15 protein-coding genes and 1 pseudogene are annotated in these 18172 nt (G+C 40.8%); 8 read left to right on the forward strand and 8 right to left on the reverse strand.

Features of this window, described 5'->3' with window-relative positions:
• Positions 1-4 precede the first annotated feature (4 nt).
• From fahA to N523_RS0116410, 3 genes are all read left to right on the forward strand, one after another.
• Positions 5-1318, forward strand: a complete 1314-nt coding sequence (gene fahA / locus N523_RS0116400; RefSeq protein WP_028835398.1) for a fumarylacetoacetase — start codon at positions 5-7, stop codon at positions 1316-1318.
• 142 nt (positions 1319-1460) lie between these two features.
• Positions 1461-2624, forward strand: a complete 1164-nt coding sequence (locus N523_RS0116405) for a M23 family metallopeptidase (RefSeq protein WP_028835399.1) — start codon at positions 1461-1463, stop codon at positions 2622-2624.
• Complete coding sequence (locus N523_RS0116410; RefSeq protein ID WP_013464451.1) at positions 2614-3096, forward strand: bactofilin family protein; 483 nt, start codon at positions 2614-2616, stop codon at positions 3094-3096. Before N523_RS0116405 ends, N523_RS0116410 begins: the two co-directional genes overlap by 11 nt.
• A gap of 76 nt (positions 3097-3172) precedes the next feature.
• Here N523_RS0116410 and N523_RS0116415 read toward each other — a convergent pair whose 3' ends face one another.
• Positions 3173-3646 (reverse strand): hotdog fold domain-containing protein, encoded by a 474-nt coding sequence (locus tag N523_RS0116415; protein WP_016899426.1) that lies wholly within the window; start codon positions 3644-3646, stop codon positions 3173-3175.
• Positions 3647-3830: 184 nt separating this feature from the next.
• Here N523_RS0116415 and N523_RS0116425 point away from each other — a divergent pair, with 184 nt between their 5' ends.
• The 4 genes from N523_RS0116425 to N523_RS0116440 all read left to right on the forward strand — a co-directional run bounded on the left by N523_RS0116425 (position 3831) and on the right by N523_RS0116440 (position 8331).
• Positions 3831-5006 (forward strand): multidrug effflux MFS transporter, encoded by a 1176-nt coding sequence (locus N523_RS0116425; protein WP_013464448.1) that lies wholly within the window; start codon positions 3831-3833, stop codon positions 5004-5006.
• Between the two features lie 225 nt (positions 5007-5231).
• On the forward strand, positions 5232-7073 hold the full coding sequence (locus N523_RS0116430) for a S8 family serine peptidase (RefSeq protein ID WP_028835400.1): 1842 nt from the start codon (positions 5232-5234) through the stop codon (positions 7071-7073).
• Positions 7074-7218: 145 nt separating this feature from the next.
• Positions 7219-7851, forward strand: a complete 633-nt coding sequence (locus N523_RS0116435; protein ID WP_024602846.1) for a LysE family translocator — start codon at positions 7219-7221, stop codon at positions 7849-7851.
• A 15-nt stretch (positions 7852-7866) separates the two neighbouring features.
• On the forward strand, positions 7867-8331 hold the full coding sequence (locus N523_RS0116440; protein ID WP_024602847.1) for a methylglyoxal synthase: 465 nt from the start codon (positions 7867-7869) through the stop codon (positions 8329-8331).
• Between the two features lie 4 nt (positions 8332-8335).
• On the opposite strand, the gene yegD is transcribed toward N523_RS0116440, so the two are convergent.
• The 7 genes and pseudogenes from yegD to N523_RS0116470 form a co-directional block, all read right to left on the reverse strand.
• On the reverse strand, positions 8336-9700 hold the full coding sequence (gene yegD / locus N523_RS0116445; RefSeq protein WP_028835401.1) for a molecular chaperone: 1365 nt from the start codon (positions 9698-9700) through the stop codon (positions 8336-8338).
• A 79-nt stretch (positions 9701-9779) separates the two neighbouring features.
• Positions 9780-10622 carry a DNA ligase gene (locus tag N523_RS0116450; RefSeq protein ID WP_028835402.1) on the reverse strand — a complete coding sequence of 281 codons (843 nt, stop codon included), beginning with the start codon at positions 10620-10622 and terminating at the stop codon, positions 9780-9782.
• A 34-nt stretch (positions 10623-10656) separates the two neighbouring features.
• A pseudogene (locus N523_RS19120) lies at positions 10657-11070 on the reverse strand (HAD family hydrolase); the annotation flags it as partial.
• Positions 11071-11290: 220 nt separating this feature from the next.
• Positions 11291-11578: an HAD family hydrolase gene (locus N523_RS19125; protein WP_231485853.1), complete on the reverse strand. Its 288-nt coding sequence runs from the start codon at positions 11576-11578 to the stop codon at positions 11291-11293.
• Positions 11579-11658: 80 nt separating this feature from the next.
• Positions 11659-11958 carry a hypothetical protein gene (locus tag N523_RS0116460; protein ID WP_016899420.1) on the reverse strand — a complete coding sequence of 100 codons (300 nt, stop codon included), beginning with the start codon at positions 11956-11958 and terminating at the stop codon, positions 11659-11661.
• A 115-nt stretch (positions 11959-12073) separates the two neighbouring features.
• Positions 12074-14362, reverse strand: coding sequence for a TonB-dependent receptor (locus N523_RS0116465; protein ID WP_028835403.1), 2289 nt, complete (start codon positions 14360-14362; stop codon positions 12074-12076).
• Positions 14363-14711: 349 nt separating this feature from the next.
• Positions 14712-15584 (reverse strand): mechanosensitive ion channel family protein, encoded by an 873-nt coding sequence (locus N523_RS0116470; protein WP_028835404.1) that lies wholly within the window; start codon positions 15582-15584, stop codon positions 14712-14714.
• A 340-nt stretch (positions 15585-15924) separates the two neighbouring features.
• Between N523_RS0116470 and N523_RS0116475 the strand changes: the two genes are divergently transcribed.
• A complete protein-coding gene (locus tag N523_RS0116475; RefSeq protein ID WP_028835405.1) occupies positions 15925-18060 on the forward strand; it encodes a M3 family metallopeptidase in 2136 nt (711 codons plus the stop codon).
• The last annotated feature ends 112 nt before the right edge of the window (positions 18061-18172 follow it).

An 18172-nucleotide genomic window follows, 5' to 3' on the forward strand; every position in this document is an offset into this window, starting at 1 on the left:
TGTAATGAGTTTAATTAACGAAACCCATGATATAAATTTAACTAGCTGGGTTGCATCAGCAAATGATGCACAATGTGACTTCCCTATCCAAAATCTACCTTTTGCCGAAGTACGTCGCAAAAATAGCAACGAAGCTTTCCGAGGCGCGGTTGCCATTGGCGATCAGGTTATTGATTTAGCAAAAGTAAATGAACTCGCTATTTTTAGTGGCGATGCTCAAGTCGCCATTGCTGCAGCAAGTAAACCTACACTAAATGAGTTTATGGGTCTGGGTGAGCAATATTGGTCAGCCCTACGTTTAGCATTATCGAAAGCATTACGTGAAGGTTCTGAGCATCAAGAACAACTTACACACGCACTTATTGCGCAAAGCGAGATTGAATTTGCTCTGCCGTGTCGCATTGGCGATTACACCGACTTTTACACCTCGATTTATCATGCTACGGCCGTAGGTAGTTTATTCCGCCCTGATAACCCACTGCTACCGAATTACAAGTGGGTACCGATTGGTTATCACGGTCGTTCGTCATCTATTGGCGTATCTGGTCAGCAGTTCCATCGCCCTAAAGGACAAACTAAAGCGCCAGACGCAGAAGTACCTTCATTTGGTCCGTGTAAGCGTCTTGATTACGAGCTTGAACTGGGTATTTACTTGGGTAAGGGTAATGAGCTGGGTGATGCTATTGCCATTGAAAATGCTGAAAAACATGTGTTTGGCTTTTGTGTTTTCAACGATTGGTCAGCACGTGATTTACAAGCATGGGAATACCAACCGCTTGGTCCATTTTTAGCAAAAAACTTTGCATCAACCGTGTCACCATGGATTGTAACTACCGAAGCACTTGCACCATTTAGAACAAGCTGGACGCGTGATGAAAATGATCCGCAACCATTGGAATATTTAGAATCAACGGCTAACCGTGATCAAGGCGCATTTGATATTCAAATGGATGTTAAAATTCAAACGCAAAAAATGCGTGATGAAGGCTACAATCCAACACAAGTATCTAAATCTAGCTTTAAGCATTCTTACTGGACTGTGGCACAAATGGTGACTCACCATACGGTAAACGGTTGTAACTTTATGCCAGGTGACATGCTGGGCTCTGGAACGCAATCAGGCCCAACTCATGAAGAAGCTGGTTCATTACTTGAGCTTTCTCGTGGTGGTAAAGAAAAAATCACCTTAAGCAACGGCGAACAGCGTAGCTTCTTGGAAGACGGCGACAACGTGATAATGCGTGGCTGGTGTGAAAAAGAAGGTTTTGCACGTATTGGCTTCGGCTGCGTGGAGAGTACGGTACTGCCAGCAAAATAATTGCAAAATCAATAAACTAGTAAAAAAGGGTGGCCGAATAAGCCGCCCTTTTTTATTAATTAAGCCATAGTTACAATTTTTTTCTGGCTTTTTTAGTTGAAATTGCTATCTTGAATCCGTTAATAGCCAGTAAATATGTGACATGCCTGTATTCATAAAATCTTTTTTTCATAAAAACTTCCCAGCTCGCCAGCTGCTTATTCGCCAAAATGGCGAAGTAAAGCATGTGGTTTTGGCGCCATGGTTACAAGTTTCTGTACTCGCTATTATTATCACCGCTATTGTGTGGATGAGTGTCTCTAGTATTCGTGTGTATATGCAAACACACCAAATATCTCATATCGAACAAACTCAACTTGATAAGCAAGCGCAGTGGCAACAAAAAGTAAAGCAGCAGCAGCAACGCTATGCATTACAACAAGAACAGTTAGCTGAACTAGAACAAAAACAAGCTTTATTACAAGGTATGATTGAATCATTGCCTGCTTCTATTAGCAAAGACGCCATTAAATTAGAGGGTGAGCTTGACTCCTCCCCTATAAATGAGAGTGAGAGCGAATTCCATGAGCCGCTCGAAGATGACAAGTCACAAAACAAACATGCCCATAATAGCGCCACCAGTTTTGAGCAGCGCTATACTTTACTAAATGAACAATACGATACTAATTTTACCTTATTAGCTGCGCAAATTAATCAACGCCACGACGCTATTTTAGAAATATTGCAAGACACAGGTCTCGAAAATGCACTTGCACAGCACCTCGCCTTAGCGGCACAAACAACGGCGCAAGGTGGCCCGCTGGACATACTTGATGAAAGTAAAATACCCAATACATTTTTAGCAATTGCCGATAAGTTGCTTGTTTTAAATCAGCTAGAAAACTTTTTAACCGCCTTGCCGAACACATTACCCTTACCTGCCGCAAAATATTATATTTCGAGCAACTTTGGGCTTCGAAAAGATCCCATGAATAAAAGACGCGCATTTCATAAAGGCGTTGATTTAGCTGGCTGGCATAAAACAGAAATTTTTGCCCCTGCCGATGCAACGGTACGTCGAGCTGGCCGCAATGGTGGTTATGGTAACTTTATTGAATTAGAACATAAAAATGGCGTTGTAACGCGCTTTGGTCACTTAAACAAAGTTAATGTTAAGAAAGGCCAAGTTGTTGCAAAGCACGATGTCATTGGTTTAATGGGCAGTACCGGAAGAAGTACAAGTACTCATTTACACTATGAAGTATTAATAGACGACAAGCATGTCAATCCACTAAAAATAACAAAGGCGCTTTCTCGTGTTTGGTAAAAATAAACAAGCAAAAACGGACTCATCAATCAAGCGAGTGAGTCATACTCCCTCAATTATTTCTAACGATGTGCGTATTACGGGCTCTTTAGTTAGCCAAGGTGAAGTGCAACTCGATGGACGTATTGACGGTGATATTAAAGCTGAGCATTTAGTTATCGGCTCCTCCGGTGTTGTTGAAGGCGTTGTTGAGGCTAGCAGCGTTGTTGTTAAAGGTAAAATCATAGGCTCTTTAAATGCAAGCGAAGTGAAGATCGAAAATAATGCCCATGTCCTTGGCGATATTTTTCATGACACACTAAGCATAGAAGCCGGTGCGATTATTGAAGGTAGTTTAAAGCAGCGCTTTGAAAAAGAAGTCATTGAGCATGCTAAAGATAAACCAAAACCGGTTAACGATGTAAAAGCCATTGTTGACAATGAAGACAGTGGCCTTTCGTTTGTAAACAAGTCGTCTACTGCAAAAAGTTAAACCTGAACAAAAAATGGTTTAGTCAATAAACTAAACCATTGTTTTTAATACTTTATATAAAAATATAATTTAGCAATTACTTCTTCTTTGTGATGTACATGGTTATATCTGCAGTAAACACCAACTCATTTCGGGTATTATAAAGCTTTACCGGCACCACTAAATCTTCTTTATCAATCCATTGATGAGGCAACTCAATTTCAGCAATCGCGGTAACGTCTGTGTCTACTTTAGCTAAATATTGTACTGTCATACCTTTAGGTATCCAGCGGTGTGTTTTATACGGTACCGTCGCATCCACCATCACTCCCGCACACAGCTCAGCCAAATTACATTGAGCAATCGCATGAATTGTTCCAATATGATTATGTACACGGCGTGTGTTTTTAACCACTGCACTACAGTGCCCTGCTTTTAAATCTAAAATAGTGGGTTTCATAGAGCCAAAATAAGGTGCCTTGAAACACACGGCTTTACTGAAAAGCCAGTTACCGCATGGCCACTTTTTAAATTTATGCCATGTTTTTATTAATGCAGACTCATTACTCATTATTATTTTTCCATTGTCTTTGCTTAAAAAGCAAATTAACACATCGGATCAGTTTAAAGAAGTGTGATACTTAAACAAAAATAATCATAATAAGGTTAAAAGTAGGTAAGTTGGCTGATACATCGGCCATAAGCCCTTTCTTTTTCATCAGTCGCCACTTAAAATACCGACAAAAGGAGACCTGATGCATACACAGCCCGCTAAACCCAATTTTACTTTATTACTTATCTTAGCGTTACTCGTCATTTTTTGTCCGATGGGCATTGATATTTACCTGCCTGCCTTTCCCACTATCGCAGAGCAATTCTCAGTGAGCGAAAAGCAAGTACAGCAAACGGTGGCTATTTTTATGCTTACTGTTGGTTTAGGGCAATTAATTGCAGGTCCACTCGCTGATCGTTTTGGCAGAAAGCCCGTTGCCTTAACTGGGGTCGCTTTGTATGGACTGGCGGCATTGGGTGCATATTATGCTCCTAGCTTTTTAGTACTGATGTTTGCTCGTGCTATTCAAGGGTTAGGCGCGTGCGCTACCTTTGTTGTCGCTTTTGCAATAGTAAGAGATAAGTTTGGTAGTGAACGCAGTGGCCAAATAATTACCTATCTAAACGGTATCGTTTGCTTTATTCCAGCATTAGCGCCCATTTTAGGTGCTTGGCTAACCGTACAGTTTGGTTGGCAAATGAACTTTCTATTTTTAACCGGTTTTGCATTACTGGGGTTTATTGTCACCTTATTCTTGTTTAGGGAAACACGACCAGCAGACAGTCATTACCAGGGGCATATTTTAGATTTAAGACGCTTTTTCCCCATCATTTCAACTCCATTATTTTTATTTAATAGCTTGTTATGTATGGTCACTATGTCAGCCATATTGGTGTTTGTAACACTGGCTCCTGGTTGGCTCATTACGGAATTAGGTGGCAGCGTAGCCGACTTTACCTTTTGGTTCTCGCTCAATGCGGTGCTTAGTATTCTTGCTAGTTTTATTATGCCTATTTACATTAAACGCCAACCTAAAAGAGCCTTAAAAATAGGCCTTTTAGTGCTAGTGAGTGCCGGCTTACTTATGTTGTTATTAAGCCAATATAAAACGCCATTGGCATTAATGATCCCTATGTTCATTGCAGCATTTGGTTTTGCTTTAACACTTGGCTCTGCCGCTGGGCGTGCTTTGAGTTTATTTCCTAAACAAGCTGGCACCGCCTCTGCTCTTTTGGGAGCAATGCAAATGAGTGGAGCAAGCTTATTGGTTTTTATTACTCAATACTTAAACTTATCAACCCCAGAGCTTATTGGTACGCACTTTCTATTATTAATTCCTTTTTGTTATTTACTGTTTCGTTATGCTAAATATGCTTAGCCACTAACGCATTTTCAATACTTCTCTCATTTTGGCTAATTCAGGTGCTACTTGATTAGCCGCCCCTAATCCAAACAAAACATATATTTTTTGTTTAAAAATAATTAATTTTTAGTTAAATAATTTCGTTTTTATAGATAAAACACCTTGTTTTTTGCTTTTTATTATTTTAATGTTAGCTCAAGTTAACAGAAAGTTAACCAATTAATTCTAGGATATTATAATATGAAAAAGAATAAACTCGCCTTAGCATTAGTTCTTACTGGTATTTTTGCAGCCGGAACTGCCCATGCTGCAAACGATCGCTTCATCATTCAAGTTGATAATAATAAAAAAGGTGTTGTTAAAGCGCTTACTAAAAAACTAGGTGGTGAGATTAAAGTAGATGGTAATGGATTTATTGCCGCAAAATTTACTGGTCAAGATTTAAGTAGCTTAAAAGGCCTACTCAACAACCCACATATTAAACTCATTGAAGAAGATCATAAGCGTGTACCTATGTCATTATTTAACGATGATGTAGGCGATGCAATGCAGCAGCAAATTACGCCTTATGCCGTTTATCAATCACAGGTTGATCAAGTAACTTTTGATGCCAATGCAGGCATGAAAGTCTGTGTTATCGATTCCGGCTTAGATAGCTCAAACCCTGACTTTATTTGGGGCAACATCACCGGTGATAACGACAGTGGCACCGGTAATTGGTTTGATAATGGCGGCCCACATGGTACTCACGTAGCCGGTACAATTGGTGCTGCAGACAACAACCTTGGTGTGGTAGGTATGGCACCGGGTGTGGCAATGCACATTATTAAAGTATTTAACGAATCAGGCTGGGGTTACTCATCTGACTTGGCTCAAGCAGCAGATTTATGTTCTCAAGCAGGTGCGAACATTATTAGTATGAGCTTAGGGGGCGGCGGCTCAAACAGTACAGAATCAAATGCGTTTGCTAACTTTACCAATGCAGGCGGCCTTGTTGTTGCTGCCGCGGGTAATGATGGTAATAACGTACGTTCTTATCCTGCAGGCTACCCGTCAGTTATGATGGTTGGTGCTAATGATGCCAATAATCAAATTGCTGATTTTTCACAATTCCCAAGTTGTTCATCAGGTCGTGGTAAACGTGCAACAAACGATGAAACCATTTGTGTAGAAGTAACAGCCGGTGGTGTTGATACGCTATCAACCTACCCTGCAGGTATGGCTACAGCAGCGAGTATGTCAGCCGATGGCACAGCATATAATTCATCAGCAATGGAAAATGCAGGTCAAGTCACGGCGAGTGCCTACTTTATGGGGACCGGCGAAACAGTTGATCCAGGTGCCGCTGGTAAAGTATGTATGATTGATCGTGGTGTTATTTCATTTTATGACAAAGTTGCTAACTGTGAAAACTCAGGCGGTTTAGGTGCGGTTATTATCAACAATGAAGCCGGCATGTTATACGCAACACTAGGTGATACCAACGATACTTCAATTCCTGCTGTAGGCGCTGCATTTGAAGATCGTAGCGCATTAGTTGCTAGTACAAACGTGACAATTAATATTGGCGCAACTGATTATGGTTTTATGAGTGGAACGTCAATGGCAACGCCTGCAGTTTCAGGTATTGCTGCGCTAGTATGGTCTAACCATAGAGACTGTACAGGCACAGAAATTCGCGATGCGTTAAAAGCAACAGCGCAAGATCAAGGGGCTGCTGGTCGTGATGATTACTTTGGCTATGGTATTGTAAAAGCGGCAGACGCTGATGCTTACCTTACAGCAAACGGCTGTGCGGGTGGCGGCACGGGTGGCGTTGATCCCGAGCCAGGCGTAGATGATATCTCTCTTAGCGCTTCAGGTTACAAATCAAAAGGCACTAAATTTGTTGATTTAAGTTGGAATGGCGCAGCAACAAGCCAAGTTGATATCTACCGCAATGGTAGCAAAGTCATTACCACTGCAAATAATAATGTCTACACCGACAGCATTAATACTAAAGGTGGCGGCACCTATACATATCAAGTATGTGAAGCGCTGAGCACTACGGTGTGTTCAAATAATATCACCGTTAGTTTTTAATAAATTTAGCACTTCGTTATGTTTAAAAGCATAACGGCTAGTTTTATAACAATTTAGTATCCTCAACTTAGCGGGCAATATGCCCGCTTTTTATTTTTCTCATTGCTTGATAAAATCACTTACCACTTCTTTTTCGTACTATTTAATGATCAACCCTGACTTTTTGCTCTCATTTTTACTCGCCAGCTTTTTAATGGCCGTTGCGCCAGGGCCATCAAACGCGTTTTTAATGGCGCAAACATTTGCTAACGGGCGAAAAGCAGGTATGCAAAGTGCATTTGGCTTTGCTTTAGGTGGCGTAGTACATACATTTTTTGCGGTTGTTGGTTTAAGTGCTATTTTAAAAGCCTCTGAAACAGCCTATGCCAGCGTACAATATGCAGGTGCAGCCTATTTATGTTACTTAGGTTTTATGATGCTTAAAGGCACGTTTATGCCACCATCTTGTGAGCAAAGCGATAAACCGCATGTTACAACCAATAAAAACAAAAATGTCATGTTTCAAGCCATGATGACAGAAGTGCTTAATCCTAAGGTGGCTTTGTTTTTTATTGCTTTTATCCCACAATTTGTTGACCCTAGCTTGTCATCTGCAACCTTTCAGCTGGCATTTTTTGGGCTACTTTATCCAATCTTTGCTTTTCCGATTGACTGCACGTATATTTATTTCGGCGATAAAATAGCTCAATTTTTTAGAAATCACCCAAATAGCCAGCTTTGGATTGATAGGTTCACAGGCATTGTATTTATTGCCTTGGCTATCAATTTATTACTCTAACTAATAAGAATCAGCATGGATCAAAAAATACAATCTCTACCTGCGCAAAAAAATATAGCCTTAGTAGCACATGACGGAAAAAAAGCCGCGCTTAAGTTATGGTGCGAAAAACATAAGGCCATTCTAAGTAAACACACTTTATATGGCACAGGGACTACTGGGCATTTAATTGAGAAAACAACAGGGCTTGATGTTATTCAATTATTAAGTGGCCCTATGGGCGGCGATCAACAACTCGGGGCGAAAATAGCGGAGCATGAAATACATGTATTAGTCTTTTTTTGGGACCCTTTAGCCTCGCAACCTCATGATCCCGATGTTAAAGCTCTGCTACGTTTAGCTGCTGTATGGAATATTCCTGTGGCGTGTAATGAAGTGAGTGCCGATATGCTACTTAGCTCACCATTAATGGATATAGAGCTTGAGCGAACATTGCCAGATTACGAAAAATACCTCGCAACCCGACAAATATCTCTATAGCAGCTTACTTATAAAGCATGCTGGCCCATTTAGTAAGGCCAGCAGTTACACTACCAAAGTGATCACCGTTCACCATTTTTATGTTGCCTAAATGCTCACTCAACGCCGCTTTAATTAATGGAGACTGTGCACTCCCCCCAGTTAAATAAATCACATCGGGAGTGGTATTGGCATCAGTAATTGCCTGTTTAGCCAAGGTCACAATGTGGCTAATGCTATCGTCAACAGCAAGCGCTAAATCAGCGACTGAAATATCTTTGCTTAATGAGTTATCTAAAAAGGCTAAATCACAATTAAAACTATTTGCGGATGTTAATGCAATTTTAGCCGCTTCAGCTTGTTGAACTAATTGGTGACCTTGCTTATTTTGCTGTAAGTGAATAAGTCGTTTGTAAAGTTCAGGGGCGCTGACATCGCGTAACTGCGCACTGAGTTCACGATAATGCTGAGCACTATAAAACTGGCTCTGTAAATTCACATCGTTAATTTTACAAGCTTGCCAAAATGGTTGATTAGGTAGCGGTAAACCTGATTTAAACGTACTGCCAAGCCCGAGTAACGGCATTAAACCATGGTAGCTCAAAGCAATATCTAAATCGTTTCCGCCAACACGTTTACCACTATGTGCTAAAAAGTCTGCATCTCGCTGGCTATTTCCTCTAAAGCTTGGCCCCATTTGTACAAATGAGCAGTCACTGGTACCACCGCCAATATCAATCACCAATACTTTTTGGTCTTGCTTTAAATCACTTTCATAATCAATACCAGCGGCGAGTGGCTCATATAAAAACTCAACATCTTTAAAGCCTGCTCGGTTTGCTGCGCGTGTTAAAATGCCCACAGCTTGTTGGTTTGACTGCTCACCGCCAACCGCTTGAAAATTCACTGGGCGACCAATAACAGTTTGGCTCAGCGTATACCCTAACGATAATTCAGCACGTTGTTTTATTTTTAAAATCATTGCTGTGGCAATATCTTCAAAAAAATTGATTTGCCCTTGCTTTAAGCCCGTTGCGCCAAAAAATGATTTAGGGGATTTTACAAAATAACCTTCTTCAGGAAATTGCACATATTCACTAATCGCCTCTCGGCCAATAAATAGAGTGTCGTCGCCGGCTTGTAAGTCTAGGTCTGATTTAATTCGCGGGAGCGTATTAAGCAAGGGTTGGCGCGCGGTTTTATAGGCATGCTCATGCTCTGAGCCCTGCAAATGCTGCGCAACAAAATCAACGACTAAGGCGCTATGATGTGTGTATAAAGTTGATGGAAGATAATGTTTGCCTTGCTCTAAAGGAATGAGCTTAACACGCTCTTCGTTTAAAATACCCATAGCACAATTAGAACTACCATAATCAAAACCAACAAACATAGATCACCAAACATTACCAAAAAGGCCGCGCAATTTAGCATAATTGCTAAAAAATATATACTGAATTGGCCTACACTCTTTATTTTTCGGGTCTTTCTCGCAAAAAGCTAGCAAAACGCGGTAAACCATTTTTAGTGTATCCGTGGTATCGATAAGTGATTGTTGAACCAATGGCTGGCGGACGCTTGCGTTCTTCATCACTAAAGCCCGTGCCAATAGAAAAGGTTACGCCTTGCTTGGTTTGCACTCGTAATGCCCCGAGCATACCTGTGTATTTACCTTTACCTGGTAAATATTCAATAACTAGCGCTTCAGCATCCAAATAAGGTTTGAGTTTTAACAATGCACTAGAGCGACCACTCGTATGCTTAGCCTCTGCTAAATGAAGCATAACGCCCTCCCCGCCTTGTTTGGTGACCTCATTAAAGCAATCACTTAGTTGCTGATTGTCGCTAAATTGATATTGCTTAACCGCCTTAATATGTGAGCTATTTAACTTAGTAATGAGTGACAGGTAATTTTGATAGCGACGATGAAAAGGCGTGCTTGTATCTGGCATATCAAATACTTGATAAGTCACTGTTTGCCAGAGTAAGTCGTCGGGTACTTTTGTTCTAACAATACCACTGAGAACAGAAAATTGACCCCGCTTGGTCCATAATTCACCATCTAACCAAACATCAGGCAAAGGGGCGGTAAACCACTTAGGAGGATTAATTGGATTACCTTGGCGGGTAACAAATTGTTTCCCCGTCCATATTGCTCTAACGCCGTCAAACTTTTCACTCACCAAATATTGGCGAATATCGTTATGCTTAGTTTCATCATAAACATCAGCGAGTTGCACCTGCGGCAATTGCGCTAATAAACTCGCACTAAAAAGCGTTAAAAAAATAAATAGGTATCTTTGAATAGTAACCATAACTGCATCCTTGCAAATTTAAATATGGCTTAAACTATAGTTGAGATTGAAGCCATTGCCAAAATTCTTCAAGGTTATCCATTTGCTGTGTTGCTTTACTGAAGTCGTGCTGCTCGGTGTGCTTATTAGCAATCGCTACAACGGCTAAGGCTGCATTATTTGCTGCTGTTACGCCAGTGAAAGTATCTTCAACGGCAATCGCATTTTTTGCAGCGACCTGCATATTTTTAAGTGCTAATAAATAGGGATCACCGGCAGGCTTTGGATTGGTTACATCGTCTTTTGTAACCACCGTATCAAATAAATCATAAAACCCTAATCCTTTTAGTATTGGCTCAGCTTCATGGCGTGCGCTGCCTGTTACTAACGCCATTTTTAAGCCTTGCTCTTTAACCGCGAATAAAATATCTGCAGCATAAGGCATTAAAGGCGGTAAATTGGTTTTAACGTTTGCTAGGGTCTGTTGATCTTTCAAGGTTAAATTTGCAGCAGACTATTTGGTATTTAGGCAAGGCAGAGCCTATGTGGTGTGGTTACTCCCCATAAATAGGCGATAACGCAGCATCAATGCCAAATAGGCGTTGCCCGAAGGGTTCTGCCTAGGGGCGATTAACTCTTTGTTGCTCGGCTTTGACTTAGCCCACTAGGTTACAAACCTCGCGCCGCGATTAAATCGCCCCTAGCTTGAACAAATTTAAATCTGCAAAGGTCAACAGACCCTTAAACAAACGGTATTTTTCATCCGCTAAATAGCGACTACTCACAGACAAGTTATGGGTTTGTTTTATTTCCTTTGCAGCGTCAATTGTGGGGCGCCCAGAAAAGCGCTGACAAAAATCATCTTCGTCATAACGCACACCAAAAGGCGCAAGTAATTGGCTCCAACAGATATAATGCACACTTTCAGAATCAACTAACGTGCCATCCATATCAAATAATACCGCTTCAATAGACATACCTTCTCCTTGTAGTTTAGCTGTTTAGCCTATGCCCTGAATATTAAAAAAGGTGCCTAAGCACCTTTCATTAATGTGTGTTACTCAGTCAAGCCTGCTGGCGGCTCAGCATAAGCGTCTTCACCGGTGTTTACATCAACTAACTCGTAACCACGGGCTTTGCGCATCACTTTAAGTACGGGTTTTTCAAATGCGGTTTTTAAGCGCTCAGCATCATCTTTTAGTTCATCTAACGAAGTACCAAACGGCGCTGCACCCGTTTCTGACCAGTTAGTTACTTTACCATTTAGGTTATATTCCACTTCATGTATTTGATATTGCGCCGCTTCATCTTTGGTTGCTTCACAAAAAATTACACGGTAATTCCAAAATCCAGCCATTACTTTTTCTCTTTAATAAACATATGAGCGCTACTTTAGCAGCTCTACAAAAATAAAAAAGCCTGCACTAGGCAGGCTTTTATCAATAATTACAATTTAACGTTAAATTTATCGATTAGAAAAAGTTAACTTTAAATTCAGCACCAATGTAACGCTCTTCGTTAACCATTGCTGTGTTGTTGTTGAAATCAACACCACCAATTGCTTGTTGCTCGTCAAATAGGTTACGCACGAATGCTGATACTTCATATTCGTAGTCGCCTTGTGCCCATGCATAACCAGCACGTAGACCTACTTCTGTTAGTGGCTTACCTTCAAACTCAACTGATTCATATAAGAAAAAGTCAATTTCACTGCGGTACGACACATCAGCGTAAGTGAAGAATTCACCTTCAGCGAGTTCTTTAGTGTAACGAAGTGTGATGTTAGAGATCCACTCTGGAGCATGCGGTAAGCTGTTACCATCTAAAATAGCACGGTCTTCAGGACCAAATGCACCTGGTACTTGGAACGTAGGATCAGTAACAGTACATTGTGCACACACAGCAACGGCTAAATCTTTGTCTTTAAGCTCGGTTTTGTTGTAGCTTAAGTTAAACGTGGCATTTAGCTCATCCGTTAACACCCACTCAGAATCAATTTCGAAACCGTAGCCAGTTGTTTTATCAGCATTTAATAAGCGGTTAAAGTTAGCACCACCACCTACAGCCGTTAGCTGTTGGTCGTCCATGGTGTAATAAAATACCGTTGCGTTAACACGGCCTTGGCCATCTAACACATCAGATTTAATACCTGTTTCAAACGAAGTAACAGTCTCTGAATCAGCAACGGTTACTTCATCACCAAATAAGATACGACCTTGAAGACTCGGTGCACGGAAACTGTTAGCAATGCGGCCATACCAGTTTACGTCATCATTGACTTTGTAGTTAGCCGATAAATCCCAGCTTACGTGATCATCGCTTACATTTTTTTCAATGTAAGTAGCAGCACCACCTACAGGGCTAAGCGTACGGTTTGCTGAGAACTCTTTCTCATCGTCAGAGTAACGAAGGCCCGCGGTTACTTTTAAATCATCAGTAATGGTGTAATCAACTGAGCCAAACACAGCCCATGCTTTAGTGTCTTGCTGTTGGCTAACAAACCCATTTAATACGCCATTATTAGCCGTATCATAGCTAAAGTTTTCAATCGTTAATGCTTCGTCGAAGTAAAAAACACCCACCTGGTAATTTACATCGCCAGCAAAGTTGCTTGATAAACGTAACTCTTGCGTGTATTGGTCTTGGTCTGGAATACCATCAGCACTTTCTGAAGAAAAAGGAATAAAACCAGGACCCATAGCTACTGGAACATCATTGATAGAGAATCCACCGTAACCACCATCAATGTCAGCACGAGAGTAAATTTCTGCACTTTCCCAACCAGAGATTGAAGTTACTGTGTGGTTAGCTAAGTCCCACTCAAGTTTAAGGCTTGCACCTTGTGATTCCACTTGTTGCGTCGCACGCGATGCGGCATCGTGGTAAACCACATCATTTTCAAAATCATCAACTAAGTCATTAGTGCCAGGCTTGATAGTATTGGCACGAAAGGCAATTGGAGAGCCATCTAAATCACGGACATGGTAGTTAAATAATCCAGTGAAATCGTCACCTTCATATAAAAATTGAATACGTGCAGCTTGTTCAGTGTAACCACCTAAGGCATCTTTTTGTTCAAAGCCCGGTGCACGATTATCAATGTAATCGTCTTTGTCTTGCCAAAGTACTGAAACACGCGTTGATAAACGGTCTGTTAATGAACCACCAACTGCGCCTTCAAAATCAACTGCGCCACGGCTACCGTATGATACAGAGCCATAACCTTCAAATTCTTGACTTGGTTTAACGGTATCAAATTTAACTAGACCAGCTGGCGTATTACGGCCGAACAACGTACCTTGTGGGCCACGAAGCACTTCAACACGCGCTACGTCAAATACAGGAAAACCTTTTAAAATAGCATTTTCTTGTACAATTTCATCAACCACAAGTGACACAGGCTGTGAAGCATTCAAATCGAAATCAGTGTTACCTAAACCACGTACATAAAAGCGTGGGAATGAACGACCAAATGAAGATTCAATAGATAAACTTGGGATTTTCGCATTCATAAAACGAATATCCATACCAGCTGAGCTGTAAGCATCTAAACTGTCGCCTTGCAGGGCTGAAACAGCAACAGGTACTTCTTGAGCGTTTTCTACTCGTTTACGAGCAGTTACTTGAATAACTTCTAGTTGGTTCTTCTTAGCAGTAGTTTCTTGCTCAGCAGCTAGGGCTGAAATTGAAGTACCTGCTACGGCAGAGAACAACGTTGCATTGATAAGGGTTGCTAACGTAGATCTTTTCATTGCTTTCATGTCGGGGTTAACCTTTTTAGTGCACTCTTGTTCAACGGTTGATGTGTTGCGCAATTAAATAATTACGGATTCAGTCAATTTTTCGCGACTTGCTCTATGCGGCGCGGACCTTATTACCGAGAGTACAAAAACGGCATAAATAAGGCTGACTGAATGCGCGAGATTATACCATGCTGTAATTAATTTACCGCATGCTGAGTGTTAAAAATATAAACTTATTTTTAACACTTAAGCGCACTATCCCGACTTTTAGTGTACTTTTAGCAACTAAACAACCAAAAAGCGGACATATGTCCTTACAATGAATTGTTAAAAAATATAGCAAAATAACGCGGCACTTTTTTAAATACTACTTTTTCACTAATGAACGTGTGAGTGCAATTTCACCATCAATATGAAGATCTCGCTGTGGAAATGCAATAACCACATCGTGTTGTTCAAACACTTCATAAATACTAAAGCGAATATCACTGCGCACTTGCCTTAATCGAGTTTCAGATTCAGCGCACACCCAAAAAATAGCATTAAAGACCAGCGAGCTGTCGGCAAAGTCATCAAACAACACGGTTGATTGGGGCGTTACGAGTATAGCTTCATGTTCATCTAATACTTGCTGAATTAACTTTTTAACCAGTAATACATCAGAGCCATAAGCTACGCCTACGCTCACGGATGAGCGCGCATTGCCATCAATGAGCGTCCAGTTTGTAACCGTATTTTCTAATAACTGGCTATTAGGGATCAACATATGCACCCCGTCGTTTCTGCGAATGCGGGTAGAGCGAGTGTTAATAGTTTCAACCACCCCTTTTGCAGTGCCAACTTCTAGAAAATCGCCAATGCGGATTGGCCGCTCCCACATTAATATCCAGCCACTAATAAAGTTATTAATAATATTTTGTGCACCGAACCCCACACCAATGGCAATGGCACCCGATACAAAGGCAAATGCGGTTAGTGGAATGTTGAGCACCTCAAGGGAGGTAAAAAGTAAAATCGCAATGCTTAAAATGAAATAAAAACGCGTAAATAAATGCACTGCATCTGGGCTCATTTTTCGAGCAAGTAATGACTTCTTAATCAATTTACCAATACGTGTAACCACAAACCACATAGTAAATAAAATCAGTGGGACTTGAATGACTTTAGCAACCGTAATATGTACGTCGTTATAACTAAACAGCACAAAACCTAGTATGTCGTTAATTTGTTCTATATTCATGATTATTCCATATAAAAATAAGCTAGCAGTTAGTAAATCAGTAAATGCTAATAATTGAGTGAGTCTAGCATGTGGTTAAATTAAATAAGTAACAGTCTGTTTAAAATAATGACGGTAAAACAACCGTGATTGTCTCGTGTCGACATGCTTGCATTGACCTTGGGGTAATTTGAGCTGTTTACTGCTGCTTTTATCTACTAAAGCTGTTTTTGCAATCTAATTTGCGTTTAAATCCTGCTTTAAATCGATAAACTTTGTTGTATATAAGTCAAAATTTGGTAAGTTAACTGTGTTTTCGACTCACTAAGCCTATTTCGGCTATTTTTTCTATGGAGTTATTATGCGTAAAACACTGATTGCCACTACGATTGCTAGTGCACTTTTATTATCTGCCTGCTCTTCTGAGAGCACTAAAGAAACAACACAAGAAACCGCAGCGCAAGTTCAAGACATTAACGCAAGCAATGTATTGTTCAAACCAAGTCCACTTCAATACATGGCACCTGAGTTTGATAAGTTTGGTACGACTGAATACGAAGCCGCATTTGATGCAGGTATTGCACAGCACAATGCAGAAATACTGGCAATTGCCAACAACCCAGCGCCAGCCACTTTTGAAAACACCTTAGTTGAAATGGAGCTGGCAGGCGAGCTACTAAACCGCGCATCAGCTGCGTTTTATAACCTATCAGGCCTTATTTCAAACGATGAATACCAACGTATTGATAAAAAAATGGCGCCAGTTTTCTCGGCTCACTCTGATGACATTTATTTAAATGGTGCATTGTTTAAACGTGTACAAACGGTATACGACAATAAAGATAAGTTAAGCGCTGAAGATCAACGCCTAGTCGATTTTTACTACAAACAGTTTGTAAAAGCCGGTGCAAAATTAAACGATGCTGAAAAAGCAAAAATGCGTGAAATCAACGCAGAGCTTGCAAAACTATCAACTGAGTTTTCTCAAAACGTATTAAAATCGTTTAAAGAAGACGTCATTATGGTTACTGATAAAAGCAAACTTGCGGGTTTATCTGAAGGTGAAATTGCCGGTCTTGCAGCCGCTGCTAAAAAAGCAGGCAAAGATGGCTACATGATCACCTTAGTGAACACCACGCAACAACCTATTTTAGCAAGCCTTGAAAATCGCGAACTACGTGAGCAAATTTTTAAAGCATCAACCAATCGTGCTGCTAAAACAAATGGCCCTATCATTATTAAAGAAACTAACCTGCGCGCACAAAAAGCAGAACTGTTAGGCTTTAAAGATTGGGCTTCTTATGTAATGACTTCACGCATGGCGCAAACTACTGATAACGTGTACGGCATTTTAGATGACTTAGCGCCAAAAGCCGTTGAAAAAGCGCAAGCAGAAGCACAAGCAATTCAAAAAGTAATTAATGATTCGGGTGAAAACTTTGAACTTAAACCATGGGATTGGTCTTTCTACGCAGAAAAAGTACGCGCTGAAAAATACGACCTAGATCCAGCCTTAGTTAAGCCTTATTTTGAAATGCAGTCGGTTATCCATAACGGCCTGTTCTTCGCTATGGAAAAACTTTACGGTATTACCTTTAAAGAGCGTAAAGACCTGCCGGTTTACCACGACGATGTAATGGCATTTGAAGTATTTAACGCCGATGGCAGCGCAATTGGTTTATTTTACATGGACCCATATGCACGTGAAGGTAAGCGTGGCGGTGCATGGATGAGTGCATACGTAAGCCAAAGCGGCTTAAAAGGCACTAAACCTGTTATTTACAACGCACAAAACATTCCAAAGCCGGCTGAAGGCGAGCCAACGCTCATGACGTTTGATGAAGTATCAACTATGTTCCACGAGTTTGGTCATGCGGCACACGGTTTATTCTCTGACGTTAAATACCCAAGCCTAGCAGGCACTGCAACAGCACGTGACTTTGTTGAATTTCCATCACAAGCACACGAAGATTGGATGATTGAACCAACGGTACTTGCTAACTACGCTAAACATTACAAAACTGGAGAGCCAATTCCTCAAGCACTACTTGATAAAGTACTTGAGTCGCAAAAGTTCAACCAAGGTTTTGGTACCACTGAATATTTAGCCGCAGCACTACTGGATATGGAATGGCACTCATTTGGTTCTGATAAGAAAATAACTGACGTACAGCAGTTTGAAAGTGACGCATTAAAGGCACATGGTATTGATTACTACCCTGTTCCGCCGCGTTATAAATCAAACTACTTTAGCCATACGTTTGCAGGTGGTTACTCAGCAGGTTACTACGCTTACCTGTGGACTGAAGTATTTGCCGCTGATGCGTTTGCTCACATGGAAAACAACGGTGGCTTAACGCGCGAAAATGGCGATAAGTTCCGTAAAGAGATCCTATCAAAAGGTAATAGCCGTGACTTAATGCAAAGCTACATTGAGTTTAGAGGCCAAAAACCAACCACTGACGCCCTGCTTAAGCGCCGTGGTTTAGTTGACTAATCGATTACTTTAATCGTTAATAAAAGCCCGCTTGCGGGCTTTTTTAACTTATTTAAAACGCTATTTAACTCAAACACTTAAACAATATAACTTGGCTATGTTAACCTTAATA

This window comes from Pseudoalteromonas sp. 23_GOM-1509m (assembly GCF_000518425.1).
In the GTDB taxonomy this organism is placed as follows: domain Bacteria; phylum Pseudomonadota; class Gammaproteobacteria; order Enterobacterales; family Alteromonadaceae; genus Pseudoalteromonas; species Pseudoalteromonas tetraodonis.

Excerpts from the sequence above, each read along its gene's own strand:
- N523_RS0116430 (WP_028835400.1), top strand. The coding sequence starts at position 5,232 with ATGAAAAAGAATAAACTCGCCTTAGCATTAGTTCTTACTGGTATTTTT.
- N523_RS0116405 (WP_028835399.1), top strand. The coding sequence starts at position 1,461 with ATGCCTGTATTCATAAAATCTTTTTTTCATAAAAACTTCCCAGCTCGC.
- N523_RS0116415 (WP_016899426.1), bottom strand. The coding sequence starts at position 3,646 with ATGAGTAATGAGTCTGCATTAATAAAAACATGGCATAAATTTAAAAAG.
- N523_RS0116470 (WP_028835404.1), bottom strand. The coding sequence starts at position 15,584 with ATGAATATAGAACAAATTAACGACATACTAGGTTTTGTGCTGTTTAGT.
- fahA (WP_028835398.1), top strand. The coding sequence starts at position 5 with ATGAGTTTAATTAACGAAACCCATGATATAAATTTAACTAGCTGGGTT.
- yegD (WP_028835401.1), bottom strand. The coding sequence starts at position 9,700 with ATGTTTGTTGGTTTTGATTATGGTAGTTCTAATTGTGCTATGGGTATT.
- N523_RS0116460 (WP_016899420.1), bottom strand. The coding sequence starts at position 11,958 with ATGGCTGGATTTTGGAATTACCGTGTAATTTTTTGTGAAGCAACCAAA.
- N523_RS0116440 (WP_024602847.1), top strand. The coding sequence starts at position 7,867 with ATGGATCAAAAAATACAATCTCTACCTGCGCAAAAAAATATAGCCTTA.
- N523_RS0116450 (WP_028835402.1), bottom strand. The coding sequence starts at position 10,622 with ATGGTTACTATTCAAAGATACCTATTTATTTTTTTAACGCTTTTTAGT.
- N523_RS0116425 (WP_013464448.1), top strand. The coding sequence starts at position 3,831 with ATGCATACACAGCCCGCTAAACCCAATTTTACTTTATTACTTATCTTA.
- N523_RS0116465 (WP_028835403.1), bottom strand. The coding sequence starts at position 14,362 with ATGAAAGCAATGAAAAGATCTACGTTAGCAACCCTTATCAATGCAACG.
- N523_RS0116435 (WP_024602846.1), top strand. The coding sequence starts at position 7,219 with ATGATCAACCCTGACTTTTTGCTCTCATTTTTACTCGCCAGCTTTTTA.
- N523_RS19125 (WP_231485853.1), bottom strand. The coding sequence starts at position 11,578 with ATGTCTATTGAAGCGGTATTATTTGATATGGATGGCACGTTAGTTGAT.
- N523_RS0116475 (WP_028835405.1), top strand. The coding sequence starts at position 15,925 with ATGCGTAAAACACTGATTGCCACTACGATTGCTAGTGCACTTTTATTA.